Genomic DNA, 18371 nt, shown 5'->3' with positions numbered 1-18371 from the left:
CCGCCAACGATGAAACGCGCTGCAGCCCTCCTATTGTTTGCTTTCAAGGAGGGCACAAAATGCTGATCCGCAACGAACGCGCCGAGGACGTGAAATCGATCAGCCGGCTCGTGACGGAAGCGCTGAAGATCCTTCCACAAGCCACGGGAACCGAAGCAAGTATCGTTGAAGCATTGCGCGCAGCCGATGCCCTTGACCTGTCTCTGGTGGCCGTCGAATACGACGAGATCATCGGATACCTGGCTGCTTCAGATGCGTATATCGGCGATCAGGGGGGATGGAGCCTGATTGGCCCGCTTGCTGTCCTGCCGTCCCGGCATCGTCAAGGTGTCGGATCGGTCCTGATGAAAGAAGCTCTTGATCGTCTGCGGAACACGAAACGCGGCGCGGCTCTGGTTGGTGATCCAGCCTACTACTCCCGGTTTGGTTTCAGAACATTTCCGGGAATGACCGTGGCTGGATGCCCGCCCGAAGTCGTTCAAGCGCTGCCTTTCGATGACACTGAGCCACGCGGCGAGGTGGTTCACCATCCAGCGTTCGGTCCGGAAAAACGTCAGTGAACTAGGGCAAGGTCCGGACGGTCCGTAATATCAGCAAGGGAAAAGCCTTCAGGAGAGAACCGATGACAACTTCAAAAACCGGTCAGATCGTATGGCATGATCTTTTCACCTCGAACCGGGAACGGACGATAGCGTTTTATGAAAGTGTCGCAGGCTGGAGCTATCAATTCGAGCGTGCAACTGATTTCGCATGGGGCGGAGGAGAGAAGGATTTTGTTCTCGCTCTCTCCGGCGATGAAGCAGGTGCTGGGTTTGCCGAAACACCGCCAAGCTTTGAGAATGGCTGGATCGCCTATGTCGAAGTTGCCGACGTGGACGCGGCTGTGGCGCTTGCCGAAAAACACGGAGGCGCAATCGTCCGGCAACCGTTCGACGTTCCCGGCGTAGGGCGCAATGCGCTTGTACGTGATCCTTTGGGCGCGCTTGTCGGTATCTCTCTTTCCCGACACGATTTTCCTGTTCCGCACCAGCAATTTGGTCCCGAGGTGTACCTGTCTGAAGAAGCTGGTTTTCCTGAGGCATTTTATGCGCAGGTTTTCGGGTGGCGCGTCCCTCAGTCGCAAAAACCTGAGCATCGCGGCATCGCCATCGTCGGCCCCTTGAGGGAACCGCTCGCATTCCACCGACCTGAAATTCAATACACCGGTTCGCAAGCAACCTGGTTGCCGAGCATCAATGTAAGCTCGCCTGAAAAAGCGTGGCAAACCGCCGAGGCGCTTGGCGCTCGTTCCTTAGCAAAGAACGCCACTGGTCCCTCTGAAAAATACGGGCTCATCCTCTGTGATACTGACGGTGCGATATTTAGGCTCAGCGAAGCTCAAACTGGCTCACCTTGAATGATTGCCTTTCGGCAATCCGCACCGCTGATCCGACACCGAGGCAAACCGATCTAAGGCGCATCGCGGCACAGCCTCGCCCGAGCCTGGCGTCGGGCGTGCGAGCTACGCTTAGTCACCGGTTATTGCCGGAACGGGGATGGGTGTGGCTATCCATCTTGATTCCCGCTGTTTTATCACAAGTGACGGCGCGGCGAGGGAATACGTTCATTTCTCTGACAGTGTGCGATCGTCCCATATCGCAGGTCTCCGAGTTGGAGCCGAAGCCGCGGGAGGTGCCGGGAATACGGTGGCCAAGTTTTCGCTAACTTGACGGCATGGCTGACGAAACAGCGGATCGTGCTCGGCATGTTTGCGAAATAGCGATTTGACCTGCGAGAAGCCGGACTCTCTCGGTGTCATCGGTTTCCAAATTCTCCGTAAGCGATCTCTGTCGGGGTCGACCGCTCCAAACGGCCTCTTCAATGAGCTGATCTGGCCGAAGGACGGCTTCGCTTCGACCGCCTATGGCTCAACGGTCCCGGTCCACTTTCTTCCCTTGCCGGCTGCGCCGTCATTCCTCGCGAAGCAAGAAAGTCTCCCGTCGCCGTCCTCCACTGACGTTGCGGCCCTTGCTGGGTGAGCCGTCGGTCGCCTCCGGCCCGCCGATCGCCATCGAGGCCGCAATGGTGCGGGCTCGAAAACAGAGCAAACGGAGAAAGACAATGGCAACCATCGGCACCTTCAAGAAGTCCGGCAACGAATACACCGGCGAAATCGTCACCCTCAACGTGCAGGCCAAAAACGTTCGCATCGTCCCCGAAACCAGCCAGAGCAGCGAGAACGCTCCTAGCCACCGCGTCCTGGTTGGCCGCGCCGAAATCGGCGCCGCCTGGTCGAAGACCTCGAACGAGGGTCGCGACTATCTCGGCCTCAAGCTGGACGATCCGAGCTTTACCGCTCCGATCTACGCCAACCTCTTCGACGACGTGGATGATGGCTACAGCCTCATCTGGTCCCGCCCCAGCCGCCGCAACGGCGACTGAGCCACCGATACGACGCTCCGCCCGGATCCCGGGCGGGGCCTTTCGTTCGTCTAAAATGGAACTCGAGCCCAAATTTGCCGAGTTGCTACGCTCAAGCGAATGTCGGCTTCGCTATAATTGTCCTGAATCGACATAGGGGACAAATGGAACCCGTTCTCGGACCTCAACTTTCGGCAGCAACTCCTCAACAGCGCTTTGGAAGTGGTCAGAATCGTTATGTGCATCCCATCCGGCTTCGTCGCGGTAAAGCTCGTAGACGAAGAACGCGTTCGGATCGGTAGGTGATCGATATGGCATAAAGAACTTCACACCCTCCTCTGCCATCGTTGGCGCGATCAGCCGCTCCAGAATGTCTGCCACGGCATCCGCTTCGCCTTTCTTCGCGACGATATTGATGGCGACGACAAAACCGTCGTTCAGATTGGCGGCGGAGGCTTCTGGATAATGCGTCACATGATCAGCTCCGGCTTGTCAGAAGCCGCAAGCCCGCAAGCGCGAAGAAGGTCCCAAGAACACCCTGGATCACCCGGCGGGCTTTACCATAGAGGCGCACCATCACAGGTGTCGAGAACGCGACCGCGTAGAGCAGATGGATAAGGATCGACAGCGCGAAGGTGCCCAGTACGATCACGGCCCCGACCCAAAGCGGCGCGCCCTCTTTCAAACCCAGCGAGATGATCGCGATCCAGGCCAGCGCGGCTTTCGGGTTGGTCATCTGTATGATGTAGCCTCTCTGGAAATACCCCAGCGGCGTGCGACGCCCCCCGGCAAGTTCCTTCGCCTCAATGTCATGGCGCGACATGGCAGATTTGAAAGACTTGTAGGCCAGCCAGAGCAGATAAAGGCCGCCAAAAATCTTGATGAACAGCAACGCCGAGGCATAGGTGGCCAGGATCGCTGACAGGCCAAAGACCGTGAGCAGCGCCCACGTGAACGAGCCTGTCGCAACCCCCATGGCCAGTGCCATTCCAGACCCGCGACTGACGCTCATTGAGGTGCCGATGACGGCCAGGATGTTCGGCCCGGGGCTGGCGATGGCGAGAAGAAAAGCCGAATAGGCCAGAAGGATACCGGGCAAATAGAGGGACACGTCTTGCATGGCTTGGCCTTTCCGTGGACAGCGTTGTTCACACTATGTTCTAAGCCACCCTATCTGGCAAATCATTTTGTGCTCGCGAAAGCCGCCATTCGCGCATACGCAGCCAACTCACACCTTGTCCGCACAGCAGTTATCAATCTTCACTCAAACTCGGTCGGCTGAACCAAATCCAGATGCGATACATCGAGAGCCTGCGCCAATTCGTACAGCGTGATCACTGTCGGGTTTCGACGACCGTTTTCGAGGCTGCTCAGATACTGCTGGCTGAAGCCCGAGCGCTCTTCGACCTGCTCTTGCGTCAGGCCTTTCTCCCGACGCAGTCGAGCGAAATTCCTACCGACGAGCTTGCGCATATCCATGCGCAGGAAGATCGTGGTTTACACACTATAAGTTTATCAACTATAATATGTATTCCAGCGTGGATAGATACCATATCGGACTACCATGAGCCATCCGATGACAATAGGATGCCGTGCTGCCATCACCCGATGCCATCGGACGCCCTACAACGAACCTTCGGTCCCGGTATGGTCAACAGCGAAAGATAGGACTGCTATCGTTGAAAACGGGGGAAGGATGTGAGCAACGAAGACTATCTCGATGAGCCCCCCGAGGGCTCCACACTGACGGATTACGATCGTGGGCATCTCAAACTCTATTTGCGTTTGCTCGACGCTGATGCGGACGGAGCCGACTGGCGCGAGGTCGTGCAGGTGCTTTTCGATATCGATCCCGCCGCTGATCCCGGCCGCGCCCACCATATCCACGAAACCCACCTGACCCGCGCCCGCTGGATGACCGAGCACGGGTACCGGCACCTTCTACGCAGCCGACAACATTAGCCGGAGGTGATGCCGTCACGGCATCGCCCCTTGTCCGGATACCGGCTTCTCAAACCTGCAATCCTTTGGAATTATGGCGACTTAAACGCCCACCATGGCCTGCATACGCTGGAGGAGAGGATGGTGCTCGACAGGAACCAGTGGCGGTCCGACGCCGCCTACGATTATCTCGATGAACTCGATACCGAAGGCTTGGCCTGGGAATGCCTGCGCCGCAACGCTAGGTATCAGACCGAGTTTGCCGCGCTCGCCACGGAAACAAGCGATGACGGTACTGTCGACGATCTGATCCGGCAGCAATGGGGGTTGCGATTTCGCGACGAGTCCGGAGCAATCTGCGCGCGGCGCAGCGACCTTCTGGGCACCGGAAGTCGATACCGCACTTGTCATGCTGACCCCCATGCCGGCGGTGCCCGGTTTGCAGACTGCAGCACCAATCGTACCGGGATCGACAACGTCGCGCCTGGCGTCCGACGGCCTCTATTCCCATCACGGCGTCGGGCAATCGTCGGTCTATTCCGTGTTTTTCCGACAAACAGATCGCACCCGCGCGGTCACCGCACTCATCCCGATTGACGCCTACGCCCCAGACCGCCTTGCAGCGGCGGAACGATTCTGGCGGGCCGCGAACGGTCAAACTGCGCCCGATACGCGGCTCAGCGACCAGCGCCGCGCCAGGTTGATCCTCATGATCCGTGCGGCCGATGGCGACGCGGTGCACGCTTCGCGGCGGCAGATTGCCGAAACCCTGTTCGGCAAACGACGCGTCGGCACAGAACTGTGGGCCGAGTCCTCGCTCCGTTACGCAACGATCCGCCTCGTACGAGACGGCCGCGCCATGATCGATCATGGCTACCGCGATCTTCTGCGCCATCGCCGGAGAGTTTGATTTCGTCCCCGCCACCATCGCATCAGTCGATATGAACTGAGGTAGCCCGTGCACAGCAAGGATGCTGTGCGAAATAGCGCACGCCTTCTTCGCACCTCCCTGCGCCCGGAGTGCTTCTCCATCGTGGCCTTCAATCGCCGCCGGTCTTCGGCAGCGCTTTTGAACCCACGGAGGCCCGATCATGTCCGCAAACGCCGCCCAGCTCCCCCCACGCTACTTCAGGACCCCCGAAGCCGCGCGCTTCCTTGGCCTGTCCGGCCGTACCCTGGAAAAGCATCGCACTTACGGGACAGGTCCCAGCTACCGCAAACTCGGCGGACGCGTCGTCTATTCGGTGGAAGATTTGCAGGCTTGGGCAGACCGCGGCGCGGTCACCTCGACCTCCGATCCGCGTGGATCGATCCTCCCCGCCAAGCGTCCTGACGACCAGACTCGTTCGTCAACTGGCGACGACCCTCGCTGAGCGCCTTGAGCGACCCGGTCATGTTGCGAAAACCACAAACCACGTCCGAACGCGCCCAGCTGGAGCTGTTCTACACATGCAGCGCCGACCCGGCACCGCGTGATGCGCAGGACCTGATGGCGTATCCTTTTTTCAGCCTGTCCAAAAGGCACCGTACTAGGCCGATCGACTATGCCGTGGCCGATGTCGTGATCCGGGTCGAAGCGGTTCCGGAACACGGTATGGCGACGATCTGGGACGCAGACATCCTGATCTGGGCTGCGAGCCACCTGGTCGAGGCGCGGGACGCTGGTCTGCGCACATCTCGCCTCATGGCAGCAACGCCCTACGAAATCCTCACCTTCATCGGGCGCGGCGTCAGCGCGCGAGACTATCAGCGCCTCAAAGCCGCGCTCGACCGCCTGCAATCGACCACCGTTGCGACCACGATCCGCCAACCGACGTCGGGGCGGCGTCACCGTTTCTCCTGGATCAACGAATGGGTCGAGCGAACCGACCAACTCGGCAATCCCGCAGGGATCGAACTGATCGTGCCCGACTGGTTCTATCGTGCGGTGCTCGACGATGCGCTGATCCTCACCCTCGACCGTGCCTATTTCTCCCTCACGGGAGGGTTCGACCGCTGGCTCTACCGCGTGGTGCGAAAGCACGGCGGACGGCAGCGGAACGGTTGGCGGTTCGAGTTCCGCCATCTCTATCTGAAATCCGGAAGCCTCTCGCCATTCAAGCGTTTCGCCTTCGAGCTGCGCGACATCGTTCGCCGTCAGCCGCTTCCCGGTTACGAGCTTTCGATCGAAATCGAAATCAACGGCAAGACCCTGCTCGCCTTCGAGCCTGCGCCCTGTGGGCAAGTTGTGGACGGCCTCGTGCCATTGGGAACCCGGCCTATCGTGCCATTAGGAACCGGGGTGTCGTGCTATCGGGAACCCAAACCGGCGCTAACTTCCGAAGATCAAACCGAAAGTCGCGCCCTTAACTTAGAGTCTAACCCAGTATCTAACTCTTGTAGTGGGCGTTCAGCTGTGGAGAACCGCTCCGGCGGTCCCGCAGACAGCGCTCGTTCATCGCCAAACAATTTGCGGTCCGGGTCCGGTCGTAGGGCGACCGGCTCGGCTTTGGTTCCCGGAAAGAGAGCAGAGCGGTGATCGTTGCTTTGCTCAACCAGAAGGGCGGTGCCGGCAAAACGACGCTGGCGCTGGGTGGCCGCATCAAGATTAAAGCTTTTCGGCACGGCGTCACCGCGGCCGACATGTTGCGCGACGCGTTCATGCACGCGTTCCCAGACAACGATGAGAACGCGCGATGACCACCAGATCGACACCATCCGCTGCTGACCGATCTCACGTCACGGGGCGTGCGCGCGACGCGCTCACCCATGTCGAACTGATCTGGATCGAGAAGAGCATCGAATACTGGATCCGTTTTGGTCGCGAAGCGCAACAGGAGATCATCAATCGCCGTCGTCGCGTGGTCAGTTTTACACCGGACAGCACATTCGCGTTCGTTCGTTGGCAGTCGAACGACTACCGCACGATCCTATCGCGCATCGACATCGTGTGCGCCGTACATCGCGGGGAAGCGCACCAGACGCTCGCGTCGGTGCAGCCCGGCGGCGATATTCTCTTGTCTGCCAAAGGATGGCCCAAAGTCGAACGCGTGTTGCGGATCGTCGATGCGATCGAGGCGCTCGACATCGATCCTGTGCATGTCGCACCAGACCATTGGCACCATGTCCATAACCGGCTGGCCGCCCGCCAGGAGCCTCGCACCTACACCAGGGCCCGTCATTCCGCGTGGCTAAAAAGGCGGAGGGCGAGCCGATGAGGCGGCGCATTTGGTCCCTTGCCGCCGCAATCGCTGTTGGCGGGATCGCGTTGCCGGCGTTCGTCGAAACGCCAGACGCTCTGGTCTGGAACGTCACTCCGTCGGTGCCGGTCGGGCTCTATCGAGTCCGTCCCGTTGCGCAACCTCGACTACACGATCTCGTTGCCATCGAAGCACCCGAAGCGTTGAAGCACTTCTTCGCAGAGCGCGGTTATCTGCCGCCCAATGTCCCGCTCCTGAAGCGCGTCGTCGGCGTGCCAGGGCAAACCGTTTGCCGTATCGGCCGCATCATCACCGTCGGCGGCGTCACGATGGGCGACGCACTGGAACACGACACGTTAGGGCGACCGATGCCGGTCTGGCGGGGCTGCCGGTGCATCGCCGCGGACGAAATTTTCCTCATGAACAGCGCGGTCGAGAACAGCCTCGACGGGGCTACTTCGGTCCCGTTCCCGCCAGTTCGATCATCGGCCAAGCGACCCCGCTCTGGACCGATGAGGACGACACAGGCCGCACCCACGGCCCGCCGGAACCTGCGAACCCGCACACCCAATCTCTCCCCAACGCCAGCTGAAAGGATATTCCCATGGCACATATAGGACAGTTCACCCGCACGAAGGACGGCTATCGCGGCACGCTCAAGACGCTCACGCTCGACGCGGACCTGACACTCACACCTGCCGAGCAAACCGACGCAGAAAATGCGCCCGACTATCGCGTCCATATCGGCGCGGAAGACGAAACCCTCGAAGTCGGCGCGGGCTGGAAACGCACCGGCGAGAAGGCCGGCGACTATATTTCGGTGCTGATCGACGATCCGACGTTGCCGCATCCGATCCACGCCAACCTGTTCTATTCGGTGGGCGAAAACGAGACCTTTCTGTTGACCTGGAACCGGCAGCCCAAACGCCGCGAAAAGGGGTAAGGCGGTGCGTAACGCTCATCATCGCACGACCGCCGGACGGCATCAAACCGTCCGGTTCGTCGTCCTCTTTCTCCTTTCCGGTCTTCTCTCTGGTACCGCCATGCCGTCGGTCACGGTCGCGCAGCGCGCTTCGATCGACCGCCCGGCCGCCGATCCGTATGCCGCGCATATTGCAGAGGCGTCGCTGAGATTTCGCATTCCGGAGCGCTGGATACGTGCCGTCATGCAGGTCGAAAGCGCCGGCCGCGTGCGGGCGGTTTCCAGCGCGGGTGCGATGGGACTGATGCAGATCATGCCCGAAACCTGGGCGGGATTGCGCATTCGCCACCGCCTCGGCCGCGATCCCTTCGACCCGCGTGACAACATTCTTGGCGGCACGGCGTACTTGCGCGAGATGTACGACCGCTTCGGATCGCCGGGCTTCCTCGCGGCTTACAATGCGGGTCCGCAGCGCTATCAGGATCATCTCGATAGCGGACGTACGCTGCCTCGTGAAACGCGCCTCTACATGGCGCGGCTGTTACCGATGATTGGTTTGGCGTCATTCAATGGCACCACGACAAGCGTCCCTGTACCGCCAGATTGGCGCGAAGCCCCGCTATTCGTTGATCGCTCGAACAGCAGTCCGGCTGCGACTTCCGTGCAGCCGGAACGCAGAACGTCTGGCGTTTCACAGACGCCGCCAGTGCACGACGACAACGCGCGAGGCGAGCAACCGGATGACGTATTTGTTGCTCAATCCCGCGATGAGCGTACGCCATGACGGTATCCATCGTCTTTCGCACTCCCGGATACAGCAGCGCAGTTCGGCGTGTGTTGAGGGGGAAGGTCAGCAAAAGGGAGGGGGGATGGCGAGATAAAAGGGCGCGATGTGCGCCTCGGTTGTGGGGAGTGTTTTCAGGAACTTACGCGACGATTTTGCGATGTTCCCGCATCCTGCGCAGCCTGCGCTACTCCCGCTTTTGCCGTGATTTCAATTGCTTCGCGCGATGTGCGGGTCTCCGGACATGAGCGGCGAAGACGACTTCCGCATCCGGCCCGGCCGCATCCGCTCCTCGTCCACCCAGCGCGCGCGGCCCTTTATCTCCCAAGCACTTGCCTCGGCGCAGAGGGCCGGTGGACATGTCTCCCGTTCGGGCAAGATCACGTCCGGCCATCGCTCCTATTTCGGACGCGGCAAGCGCGCCAGCATCCAGGCCAATCGCTGGGTGACCAGCCGTTCGCGTATCGCCGTCATCAAAACGCGCGTCGTCCGGCACAGCCGCCACGGCGCGCCGCTGGCCACCCATCTTTCCTATCTTCGCCGCGAAGGAGTGACGCGCGACGGAGAGAAGGCCCTCCTGTTCGGACCGGACACCGATGAGATCGACCCGAAAGCGTTCGCGGAACGCTGCGAAGACGACCGGCATCACTTCCGCTTCATCGTCTCGCCGGAAGATGCCGTCGATATGGCCGACCTCAAATCCTTCACCCGCGATCTGATGCGCCAGGCGGAAAAGGATCTGGGCACCAAGCTTGACTGGGTCGGCGTCGATCACTGGAACACCGAGCACCCGCACATCCATGTTATCGCGCGCGGCCGCGCCGACGATGGCAATGACCTCGTCATTTCCCGCGACTACATCAAGGAAGGGATGCGCGCCCGTGCCCAGGACTTGATAACGCGGGAGCTGGGCTATCGCACCGATCGAGACATTCACAACACGCTAGAACGCCAGATCGATAGCGAACGATGGACTGAACTGGACCGCCAACTCCAGCGCGACGCCAATCCCCACGGCATCATCGACCTCGCGCCCCGGCGCGGACGCCAACCGGACGAACTCCACGCGCTCAAGGTCGGACGAATGCGCAAGCTCGAATCCCTCGGCCTCGCCAGTCAGATCGGCCCCGGTCAGTGGGTGATGGACGAGAGCGCAGAGGCGACCCTTCGCGAACTTGGCGAGCGCGGCGACATCATCAAGCGCATCCATCGCGGGCTCACCGAGCGCGGCATTGAGCGCGGCGCGTCAAGCTACGTGTTGGCGGGCGAAAGCCTGGACGACCCGGTCATCGGCCGACTGGTCGATCGCGGTCTGGACGATGAACTCAAAGGGTCGGCCTACGCAGTGATCGATGGCATCGATGGACGGACCCATCATGTCCGGTTGCCGCACATCGATGCGGCGGGAGACGGCGCACCTGGATCGATCGTCGAGTTGCGGAAATTCGACGATGCGAGGGGCCGTCGCCGCGTGGGGCTTGCGGTCCGCTCCGACATCTCGCTCGACCGACAAGTGACCGCATCGGGCGCGACCTGGCTCGACCGGCAGGCGATCGCTCGTGAGCCTGTTCCTCTCGCCGAACGCGGGTTCGGCGCCGAGGTCGGCGACGCGTTGGAACGGCGCGCCAATCATCTGATCGCGGAAGGGCTGGCGAAGCGGCAGGGCCAACGCGTCATCTTCAATCGGGACCTGCTCAACACGTTGCGCAGGCGCGAGCTGGATGCGGTCGGTGACAAGCTGGCCGATGAAATCGGCCGCCCATACGCGCCTTCGGCAACCGGCGAATACTTCGCGGGCATCTATCAACGCCGCATCGCGCTCCCCTCGGGTCGGTTCGCCATGATCGACGACGGCCTCGGTTTCCAGCTCGTGCCCTGGACGCCGTCGGTCGAGAGGCATCTCGGCAAGCACATCTCAGGCATCGCCCGAGGAAATGGCGGCATTGATTGGGAGTTTGGCCAAAGCCGCGGGATTGGTCGTTAGCGCCAATATGGTTTGCCAATCGTCCAGCATATGATGGTGGCTTTGAACCCATAATGACCAATGCTGCGATGCCGATTAATGGCCGCTTCGACGTCACCGCTTATTCAAGCACACCTCCATGGCTCAGCAGAAATTCCTTCGCAAGAAATCCCTCGCCGAGGCCCGCCAGAGAATCGCTTGCCAGACTTTGTCCGTTCACTGCCAGCGAGAGATCATGCGGCGAACAAACGGAAAGAGCCTGGTTCTTGACTTGTTAGGCCTTAGCGCGACTAGCCCCTTTGTGCTGCTGAAAAGTTTTTATACGACAGCTGTATCGAATCCTCGCGGGCTCGCGCCAACATCTTTTGGGAGCGTAAGTTTTTCATTTGACCCTCCAGTGCGGGAATGAGGTATGCGCCTTTCAAACGAGAACGAAAGGTATTTGCATGAACACTGGAAACTCCCGCTTGTCGCGGTTTGCGATGATAGCGTGCTGTGCCGTAATGATCATTCCCATCGCGGCTTTCTTCATCGCCGGGGGAACTGTATCGGGGGTCACCGAAAACCTTGCAGTCTTCGCCCCGCTTCTGCTCTGCGTGGGCGCGCATCTGTTGCTGCATCGCTTTATCGGCGGGCTTTGTCATGGTCACGGCTCGAAGCGGGATGAAGCAGCGGAGACTGTTTCGCCGCATCTGCGACATGTAACCCAGCAAGGCGGCCGAACTGCTCATTTGCGCGTACCGACCGTGGAGGCCGAACAGTCTTAGGCAGTCCCATGCTCACTTCGCCTGGATGTTTGGTGTGGGTCGATATCGCTAAGGCGATTTCAATCGTGCTCGTTATCATGATGTACGCCACGTACAACACTGGGGAATACACCGGTGATGTTGGCTTCATGCACTATGCGATTGCCTTCGCGACCCCGTTTCGGATGCCGGAATTTTTCTTGCCTCCGGCTTGTTCCTATCCAATGCAATCGAGCGATCTTGGCGCCGATATGCGGACCGGCGCGTCGTGCACTAACTCTACTTTATCTGTTATGGGCATTCATCATGATCGTCCTAAAAGGGGGGGTCAGCGGTGACCCCACCGCCGTTGGGACCGCTTTTCTTTCTGCATTGATCCAGCCCTATCGTGTTCTTTGGTTCGTGTATTCACTCGCTCTTTCGGATTGGTCGCAAAGCTGTTGTGGCAGTTCCGCATTCCTCATTGGCTGAGCTTGACGACCGCCGCGGGGCTAAGCATCGCGCCTATAACATCACCCAGCTACGTGGTGACGCAGTTTGCCACCTATTACGTCTTCTTTCACATTGGGTATGCCTTGGCGCCACGGATATTCGATGTGGCTGAATGGGCATCCAAGCATCCCAGAAAATAAGTAGTGACGCTGTGCGCGTTTTTTACTGCCAATGCGCTTTTGGTGTTCTTCCCTACTTTGGAACTTCGACCAACGGAAACTATAATGGGATGGGCGGACTGCCCTCCTATCACTTTTACAATCGCGATTATGGGCTCCATCGCCCTGTGTGTACTAAGCGCGCTCTTGTCAATGATGCCAGGGATCGATTGGCTTAAATGGATCGGAGCGCATTGTTTTGATGAAGGTCGGGATCGTGGAAACAGGGCTATTGAGCGCGCTTGTTTTCGCGGCCGCTCTCGTTTCACCCCTCATGCTTTGCCTTGAAGTAATATGCGTACAGTCATGATGTCATCTCCTTTCGTGTTGCTGACTGTTTGGGATGTATGGGGGTCGATCGACTGCGGGACGCTGAGCAAGGCAACGCAGTTTTGGGAGCAGGTTTGTTGCGCCAACGGCGGGGTCGGAAATTGTCCGCGTAGCTCTTCAACTGCAGTCGCTCTTCGGGTGGCGCATGCACTGAATAACGCAACCCATGCCGCTCCGCGAAGGCGACAGCGCTTTCCTTAGTGGGGAACTTGAGCCGAACCTGCCGCAGCGTGTCCTGCGATCCAGTCCAACCCATCAGCGGTTCGATGAACGGCGCGGAACGTGGCGCGAATTCCAGCACCCAATGCCGGGTATTGGCACGGCCCGCCTGCATGACACTGCGACAAGGTTTGAAAATGCGCACGCAAGGAGCGTCACCGTGAATAGCAACGCTGCCGACTTCGGGCCGGTTCCCTGGTTGGTTCTTTCTACCTTGTCCAATCATCTCTAATCTCCGGTGCCAACGCATCGGTTTAAGGGCGACAAAAGGATGAGGCTTGACCCGCTCCGATAAACTGGAGGTTCAGAGTCCAATATCAGCGCGTACGAAACCACATCCCTCGCTCAAAGCGATGCGCGTTCGTAAGGACCATGACATGATCGCATCTGCGTCGTCGCCTTGGTCCTTGGCGGTTACCGATGTGGTGGGAGACGATGAATTTTCAAGATAAGAATGTATCGGTCAGAAAGCGCATAAGCATCTCCCTACGATGGAAATGATTGGAAATTGAGGAATGCGCATAGATGAAAACTGATGCGCTGGCCTTACGCGATCGATACTTCTATATGCGCCAAGCCGCCCGCAAGCCAGGAAGTGGACTGAAACCGTTCGGACCCGTCTCTCGACATGGGTCGAGACCGAGCCCCTTCGAATTTTGACTAGCAAACCCCAAACGTCTGGCTCGGCCGCGAAGGCTGTTCTGAACGACGACAACATCATCCTGGAATACGAAGCGGTTCGCAGCGGCGCAGGCTATGTCCGCCCGGCCGTGCTCTTGGAATTCGGTGCTCGCTCGAAAGGTGAACCTGCAGAGCGCCATAGGGTCACCTGCGAAATTTCCGATGCAATCAATGATCTGCAGACGCCGATCGCCAATCCGCGCGTCATACGCGCAGAACGTACCTTCTGGGAGAAACCGATCGATTTTCGACCCTATGTCGTTATCTCAGTCGTGTCTGCGCTTCTGGTGGCGACCCAAGATCTTCTGGCCGCCCAGGGGGCTGAAGGCGCAACGGTAGATCCAACCCGCGTGATGCAAGGGGTGATCACCGGGATTGTTTTCGTAGGCGCCGGAGCGATGTACCGAGACGGCGACTTCGTAAAAGGTGCGGGCACGGCTGCGAGTATCTGGAGCGCTGGCGCCCTGGGGCTGATCTGCGGGATTGGTGAAATCTGGTTGGCGGGCATGATCACAGTCACGATTGTCGTGCTGATGCTGGCGAGCGCACCGTTCACGGCGCGATGGGATAGCAGATCAAGCGATTAGGCCGCTAACGAGTAACGCTGGCATCGAGTTGCAACGTATCTCCTGACCAACAATCGCGCACTGTTCGAAAAATCCGTTGTCATAGAAGCCTTTCGCCAAGAGCAGAATCCACGCTAGTATTGGTCGAGAAGTGGGTGAGTAATGGCAATTTCGGATATTGAAGCAACAGACGAAGTGATCGCTAGCGGCGCTGTAGATGGGCTTATATTCGAAGCGCTTGCGCAAGCGCCTTTTGCGGCCCTTCTCTTCGGGACGGATGCCGATCTTACACTCCTGTGGCGTAACCAGGCTCATGCCGTCATGTCCGACTCTGTCGGTCGAGCGGTCCAGCACCTGCCATTGTTCGAGGCGTTCCCACCGAGCGATGATGGTGAAGGGGCCGCTGCGAAGGCCGCGATCGAACACTCCGTTCGGCGCATCAAGAAGAGGGGCACTGCTGAAAGTCTCGGGCCATATCGCTACGATCTACACGACCGTTCCGGCGCATATGTCGAGCATCACTGGGAGATGACCATGTCTCCGGTCGAGCAGGATGGGAACGTGGTCGCGATTTTGCAAGTTGCGAAGGATGTCACGCGCGACGTCCTTGCCGCACGGCTGTCAGACTCGCTCAAGCGTACCGCGCAGTCCACGGCAGCAGTGAGCTACTTCAGCTATGATCGCGAAACCGATGTCTTCATTCGTAGCCCGGTAGTCGATGCAATGTTCGGGTTCGCTGAAGGTGAGGCCGGTCCAAACGCGCAGAGCTTTTTCGCACGCGTTCATCCAGACGATTTACCAGGCGTCTACGAAGAGGTTGAGCGGGTGTTCAATGCCCAAAGGGGTGAGATCGCCTCGTTCGATTATCGTGTTCCGCTTCCTAACGGTGCTGAGCGCTTCCTGCGCATACGTGCTGAAGTGGCTACGGACCCGGATGATCGCAGAGAGAAGCTTGTCGGAACCTTCGTCGATCTTACGGATCTCGAAGAAAATCGCCAATCTCTAGCCCGCGCGCTTGAGCTGCAGAAGGCCCTTGTGAGCGAGGCGAACCACCGCATCAAAAACAGCCTTGCAATTGCAACCTCCATGCTCCGCCTCGAACAGAATGAACTGCAACGTCGTGAGACGATTGATCCCTCTGAGGCCGCCGGAGCGCTGGCAAGTGCCGGTGCGCGCATTCGGGCGATCTCCGATGCGCATGGTCTTATGCAGATGGACCAGCATCGCACGAGCGTGTTTTTGAAGTCGCTCGTTGAGCGGTTGGCCACATATGCTAGACAGTCGGCAGGCATTTCTGACAATGAATTGTCTCTCACACTGCCTAGGAGTGATATCGCGCTCGATAGCGATACAGCGATTACGTTGGGGATGATCCTAAATGAGATCGTTACGAACGCCCTGAAATACGGCGTAGAACGGGATACTGGCACAGAGATTCGCCTTTCGGTCGATTTAACCGATACCGAGATCGCCATCGTTTTGGAAAATCAAAAAGCAACTGAGCGCAGAGCCGTGGATATTCCATCGACAAAGCTCGGCTCCATGCTGGTTGCGCAGCTGACCGAAAATCTCGATGCAAAGATCAAGTCTGAAGAGACCGTAGACGTGTATCGAACGCGGCTGACAATTCCAATGTCTTACATCAACGGCAGGATGTAATGGAGATCGATAATTTTAGTTGCGTTTGATCTGAGCACGCTACGCAATAATTGAGCTTGTCACCAGCGGCATTGTTCTTGTATTGTTCTATCCCGATGGAGAGCCGCATGACCGATCACATGCGCGGTCACGCCTGCGGAATTGAACGACTTTATCTTGATTTCGACAGCTTTTTCGCGACCGCCGAGCAACATTTCAATCCCGACCTGCGCGGACGTCCCGTCGGCGTGGTACCGCTCGATTCGCCGAATACCGGGTGTATTGCCATCAGTCGGGAAGCGAAGGCGCGTGGGCTCAAAGGCAATGCCTCCATCGCAGAAGCGCGCGCGGCCATTCCCGAGATGGTGTTCGTCGTTGCGCGGCACGACGTCTACGTGCGGCTGCATGATCGCATCCTTGAGGTGATCGAAAGCTGTCTCCCTATTGCCCATGTGCGGTCGATTGATGAGTTGGTCTGCGAATTGCTGCCCAGCGAAGCGGCGGAGGGTCAGGGCGTAGCGGAGCGTATCAAGTGTGCGCTCGCAGAGAATTTCAGTGACGTGCTGACCTGCTCTATCGGAATGGCCCCGACCGAGCTGCTCGCCAAGATCGCCGCCGAAAAAAGCAAGCCGGATGGTTTCGCCTTGCTTCAGGGTGCCGATCTTCCTGAAGCGTTGAGCGATCTGAAGCTTCGTAAGATGCCTGGTATTTCGGAAGGGATTGAACAACGCCTGGCTGCGGCCGACGTAACAGATTTTTCGGGGCTTTGGGCGCTCGCTCCAAAACAGGCTCGTGCGATCTGGGGCAATGTCGAAGGTGAACGCTTCTGGAATGGGTTGCACGGCTATCATTCCGAGCGTCCGGAAACGAAGAAGCGGATGTTCGGCCATTCACGCATGTTACCATTGGACTGGCGCGGCGACGCAAAGATTGCAATCTGTGCGCGCCAGCTATGCCTCAGCGCAGGACGCCGTCTTCGCCGGGCTGAGCTTCGGGCCACAAAGCTCACGCTGAGCTTCCGCGGCGGCGGCTACCGAACTCGCACCGCAAGCAAGGGCGACAACCTGCGCTGGCAACGAGAATACGGCTTTCCCCCGGCACAGGACGATCAGTGTTTCCTGAAGACGGTTACGACTGGGCTCGACGAGGCAAGGTCTTCGCGCGGCTTCAAACCACGTTCAGTCAGTGTGATGTTGCATGGGTTGGTCGACGACGCGTCGGCCACGGGCGATCTGTTTGACCTGCCGGGCGCCGCGGCGCATGACCGGTCCAACGCGGTGGAACGCCGAAAATGGGAACGCGTGAGTGCGGTCATGGACCGGCTCCGGCATGGTCTGGGGCCCGAAGCCATCTCTTTGGGGCCGAAGGCAGACGTTCCCGGCGGGTACCTGGGCGCGAAAATTGCCTTTGGGCGGATACCCGACCGGGAAGATTTCAACTCCGCACCCGTACCGGATGAACAGACCCACTTCTGTTCCTTCTAACGCAACGATCACTGCCCCGGCGACGCCGAATAGCGCGCGGCCCAGGACCGGAATTCAGACGCTACATCGGCTTGGTTCCCGCTCAATTCCAGCCAGGGAAGTTCGTCCAGAATGGTACGGAGATGACCTTGACTGCTCGGTGGCCAATCATCCATGAGTTTTGTCAGACCTGATGGCAGGCGTCTTTCCGCGTCGGCGGCAGAGTAATAGAGCGCAAATGGCGCTGCATTTAGCATGGCGACCAGATCGGCGACCTCGAACAACAACATCCGATCATCATGTTCGCCCTCATGGGAGACAACGTCGACTTTGGTGAGCAACGCTCGACCCCGCGCGACGGTCTGCGTGGTCGACAATACAAAGCTGACGGACAGTGTCAGTACCACCATACCGTTTACACCGACGAGCACGCCAAGAAGAGACCAAGCTGCATTTCGGGGTTCAGTCACGCCACCCCCGACGGTCGACAGGAGATGACCGACATGGGACGCGATACCGATCAGCGACGCTGCAGATTGTGTGTCCGAATTGACCACTGCGTGTCCAACCCCGGCAAATACCAGCGTCCATCCACTCGCGTGTCCGACAATCCACCAGGTTGCGATCGCCGTCATCACAGCAACACCAGACAGCCGGTGCTTCAGGTCCCCATCCGGGAACCGTCTCACGACGGCGAAGGCGCCGCGTGCGACGCATTTCGAGATTGGGCTGAAGGACGCTGCACCGATCGTCGTGACCAAGAAGTCGAAGACGACGAGGCCGATCAACAAGAGCCCGATCAAAGTGACAATCAAACCCACTTCTATTCCCTTAAATTGTCACGGCGACCAAAGACATATTACTCAGCGCCTCACGTGCGGCTCTTCAG

General features: G+C 59.0%; 22 protein-coding genes and 1 pseudogene. 18 read left to right on the top strand and 5 right to left on the bottom strand.

The genetic code is table 11. From position 1 onward, the window contains the following. The first annotated feature begins 59 nt into the window (after positions 1 to 59). The 3 genes from ACQ651_RS14565 to ACQ651_RS14555 all read left to right on the top strand — a co-directional run bounded on the left by ACQ651_RS14565 (position 60) and on the right by ACQ651_RS14555 (position 2421). Positions 60 to 560, top strand: a complete 501-nt coding sequence (locus ACQ651_RS14565; RefSeq protein ID WP_430449672.1) for a GNAT family N-acetyltransferase — start codon at positions 60 to 62, stop codon at positions 558 to 560. 62 nt (positions 561 to 622) lie between these two features. Further along, positions 623 to 1396 carry a VOC family protein gene (locus ACQ651_RS14560; RefSeq protein ID WP_430449671.1) on the top strand — a complete coding sequence of 258 codons (774 nt, stop codon included), beginning with the start codon at positions 623 to 625 and terminating at the stop codon, positions 1394 to 1396. Between the two features lie 704 nt (positions 1397 to 2100). Then, the gene (locus tag ACQ651_RS14555) at positions 2101 to 2421 is read left to right on the top strand and encodes a DUF736 domain-containing protein (RefSeq protein ID WP_430449670.1); all 321 of its coding nucleotides are present in this window, start codon (positions 2101 to 2103) and stop codon (positions 2419 to 2421) included. A gap of 111 nt (positions 2422 to 2532) precedes the next feature. On the opposite strand, the gene ACQ651_RS14550 is transcribed toward ACQ651_RS14555, so the two are convergent. The 3 genes from ACQ651_RS14550 to ACQ651_RS14540 form a co-directional block, all read right to left on the bottom strand. Next, positions 2533 to 2874 (bottom strand): putative quinol monooxygenase, encoded by a 342-nt coding sequence (locus ACQ651_RS14550; protein ID WP_430449669.1) that lies wholly within the window; start codon positions 2872 to 2874, stop codon positions 2533 to 2535. Positions 2875 to 2878: 4 nt separating this feature from the next. Then, positions 2879 to 3520, bottom strand: a complete 642-nt coding sequence (locus ACQ651_RS14545; RefSeq protein WP_430449668.1) for a LysE family translocator — start codon at positions 3518 to 3520, stop codon at positions 2879 to 2881. A 140-nt stretch (positions 3521 to 3660) separates the two neighbouring features. Continuing rightward, on the bottom strand, positions 3661 to 3873 hold the full coding sequence (locus ACQ651_RS14540; RefSeq protein ID WP_430449667.1) for a helix-turn-helix domain-containing protein: 213 nt from the start codon (positions 3871 to 3873) through the stop codon (positions 3661 to 3663). A 225-nt stretch (positions 3874 to 4098) separates the two neighbouring features. On the opposite strand from ACQ651_RS14540, the gene ACQ651_RS14535 reads away from it, so the two are divergent. The 12 genes and pseudogenes from ACQ651_RS14535 (at position 4099) to ACQ651_RS14480 (ending at position 11956) form a co-directional block, all read left to right on the top strand. Beyond that, the gene (locus ACQ651_RS14535) at positions 4099 to 4362 is read left to right on the top strand and encodes a DNA -binding domain-containing protein (protein WP_430449666.1); all 264 of its coding nucleotides are present in this window, start codon (positions 4099 to 4101) and stop codon (positions 4360 to 4362) included. A 9-nt stretch (positions 4363 to 4371) separates the two neighbouring features. Then, positions 4372 to 4620: pseudogene (locus ACQ651_RS14530) on the top strand (transcriptional regulator domain-containing protein); the annotation flags it as partial. A 130-nt stretch (positions 4621 to 4750) separates the two neighbouring features. Then, on the top strand, positions 4751 to 5251 hold the full coding sequence (locus ACQ651_RS14525; protein WP_430449665.1) for a DUF2285 domain-containing protein: 501 nt from the start codon (positions 4751 to 4753) through the stop codon (positions 5249 to 5251). Positions 5252 to 5432: 181 nt separating this feature from the next. Beyond that, positions 5433 to 5714 carry a helix-turn-helix transcriptional regulator gene (locus ACQ651_RS14520; protein ID WP_430449664.1) on the top strand — a complete coding sequence of 94 codons (282 nt, stop codon included), beginning with the start codon at positions 5433 to 5435 and terminating at the stop codon, positions 5712 to 5714. A gap of 5 nt (positions 5715 to 5719) precedes the next feature. Then, complete coding sequence (locus ACQ651_RS14515; protein ID WP_430449663.1) at positions 5720 to 6859, top strand: replication initiator protein A; 1140 nt, start codon at positions 5720 to 5722, stop codon at positions 6857 to 6859. Next, positions 6856 to 7020 carry a hypothetical protein gene (locus ACQ651_RS14510; protein WP_430449662.1) on the top strand — a complete coding sequence of 55 codons (165 nt, stop codon included), beginning with the start codon at positions 6856 to 6858 and terminating at the stop codon, positions 7018 to 7020. The genes ACQ651_RS14515 and ACQ651_RS14510 overlap by 4 nt, the downstream gene beginning before the upstream one ends. Then, the gene (locus ACQ651_RS14505; protein ID WP_430449661.1) at positions 7017 to 7538 is read left to right on the top strand and encodes a DUF2840 domain-containing protein; all 522 of its coding nucleotides are present in this window, start codon (positions 7017 to 7019) and stop codon (positions 7536 to 7538) included. Before ACQ651_RS14510 ends, ACQ651_RS14505 begins: the two co-directional genes overlap by 4 nt. After that, positions 7535 to 8137, top strand: coding sequence for a S26 family signal peptidase (locus ACQ651_RS14500; protein ID WP_430449660.1), 603 nt, complete (start codon positions 7535 to 7537; stop codon positions 8135 to 8137). Before ACQ651_RS14505 ends, ACQ651_RS14500 begins: the two co-directional genes overlap by 4 nt. Then, the gene (locus ACQ651_RS14495) at positions 8125 to 8463 is read left to right on the top strand and encodes a DUF736 domain-containing protein (protein ID WP_430449659.1); all 339 of its coding nucleotides are present in this window, start codon (positions 8125 to 8127) and stop codon (positions 8461 to 8463) included. The genes ACQ651_RS14500 and ACQ651_RS14495 overlap by 13 nt, the downstream gene beginning before the upstream one ends. Before the next feature lie 4 nt (positions 8464 to 8467). Continuing rightward, positions 8468 to 9226, top strand: coding sequence for a lytic transglycosylase domain-containing protein (locus ACQ651_RS14490; protein ID WP_430449658.1), 759 nt, complete (start codon positions 8468 to 8470; stop codon positions 9224 to 9226). Between the two features lie 244 nt (positions 9227 to 9470). Then, positions 9471 to 11210 (top strand): relaxase/mobilization nuclease domain-containing protein, encoded by a 1740-nt coding sequence (locus tag ACQ651_RS14485; protein ID WP_430449657.1) that lies wholly within the window; start codon positions 9471 to 9473, stop codon positions 11208 to 11210. A gap of 482 nt (positions 11211 to 11692) precedes the next feature. Further along, on the top strand, positions 11693 to 11956 hold the full coding sequence (locus ACQ651_RS14480) for a DUF2933 domain-containing protein (RefSeq protein WP_430449656.1): 264 nt from the start codon (positions 11693 to 11695) through the stop codon (positions 11954 to 11956). 933 nt (positions 11957 to 12889) lie between these two features. On the opposite strand, the gene ACQ651_RS14475 is transcribed toward ACQ651_RS14480, so the two are convergent. Beyond that, complete coding sequence (locus ACQ651_RS14475; protein ID WP_430449655.1) at positions 12890 to 13360, bottom strand: ETC complex I subunit; 471 nt, start codon at positions 13358 to 13360, stop codon at positions 12890 to 12892. A gap of 331 nt (positions 13361 to 13691) precedes the next feature. Between ACQ651_RS14475 and ACQ651_RS14470 the strand changes: the two genes are divergently transcribed. From ACQ651_RS14470 to ACQ651_RS14460, 3 genes are all read left to right on the top strand, one after another. Next, a complete protein-coding gene (locus ACQ651_RS14470) occupies positions 13692 to 14402 on the top strand; it encodes a nucleotidyl transferase AbiEii/AbiGii toxin family protein (protein ID WP_430450334.1) in 711 nt (236 codons plus the stop codon). A 141-nt stretch (positions 14403 to 14543) separates the two neighbouring features. Further along, a complete protein-coding gene (locus ACQ651_RS14465) occupies positions 14544 to 16040 on the top strand; it encodes a sensor histidine kinase (RefSeq protein WP_430449654.1) in 1497 nt (498 codons plus the stop codon). A gap of 107 nt (positions 16041 to 16147) precedes the next feature. Continuing rightward, positions 16148 to 17503 (top strand): Y-family DNA polymerase, encoded by a 1356-nt coding sequence (locus tag ACQ651_RS14460; RefSeq protein WP_430449653.1) that lies wholly within the window; start codon positions 16148 to 16150, stop codon positions 17501 to 17503. Between the two features lie 8 nt (positions 17504 to 17511). Here the strand turns inward: ACQ651_RS14460 and ACQ651_RS14455 are convergent, their stop codons facing one another. Beyond that, on the bottom strand, positions 17512 to 18303 hold the full coding sequence (locus ACQ651_RS14455; RefSeq protein ID WP_430449652.1) for a hypothetical protein: 792 nt from the start codon (positions 18301 to 18303) through the stop codon (positions 17512 to 17514). Between the last annotated feature and the right edge of the window lie 68 nt (positions 18304 to 18371).

It is taken from the genome of Rhodophyticola sp., assembly GCF_965284195.1.
GTDB lineage: Bacteria > Pseudomonadota > Alphaproteobacteria > Rhodobacterales > Rhodobacteraceae > Rhodophyticola.
The sequence above is the reverse complement of the archived record's forward strand: the minus strand, read 5'-3'. Positions and strand labels throughout refer to the sequence as shown.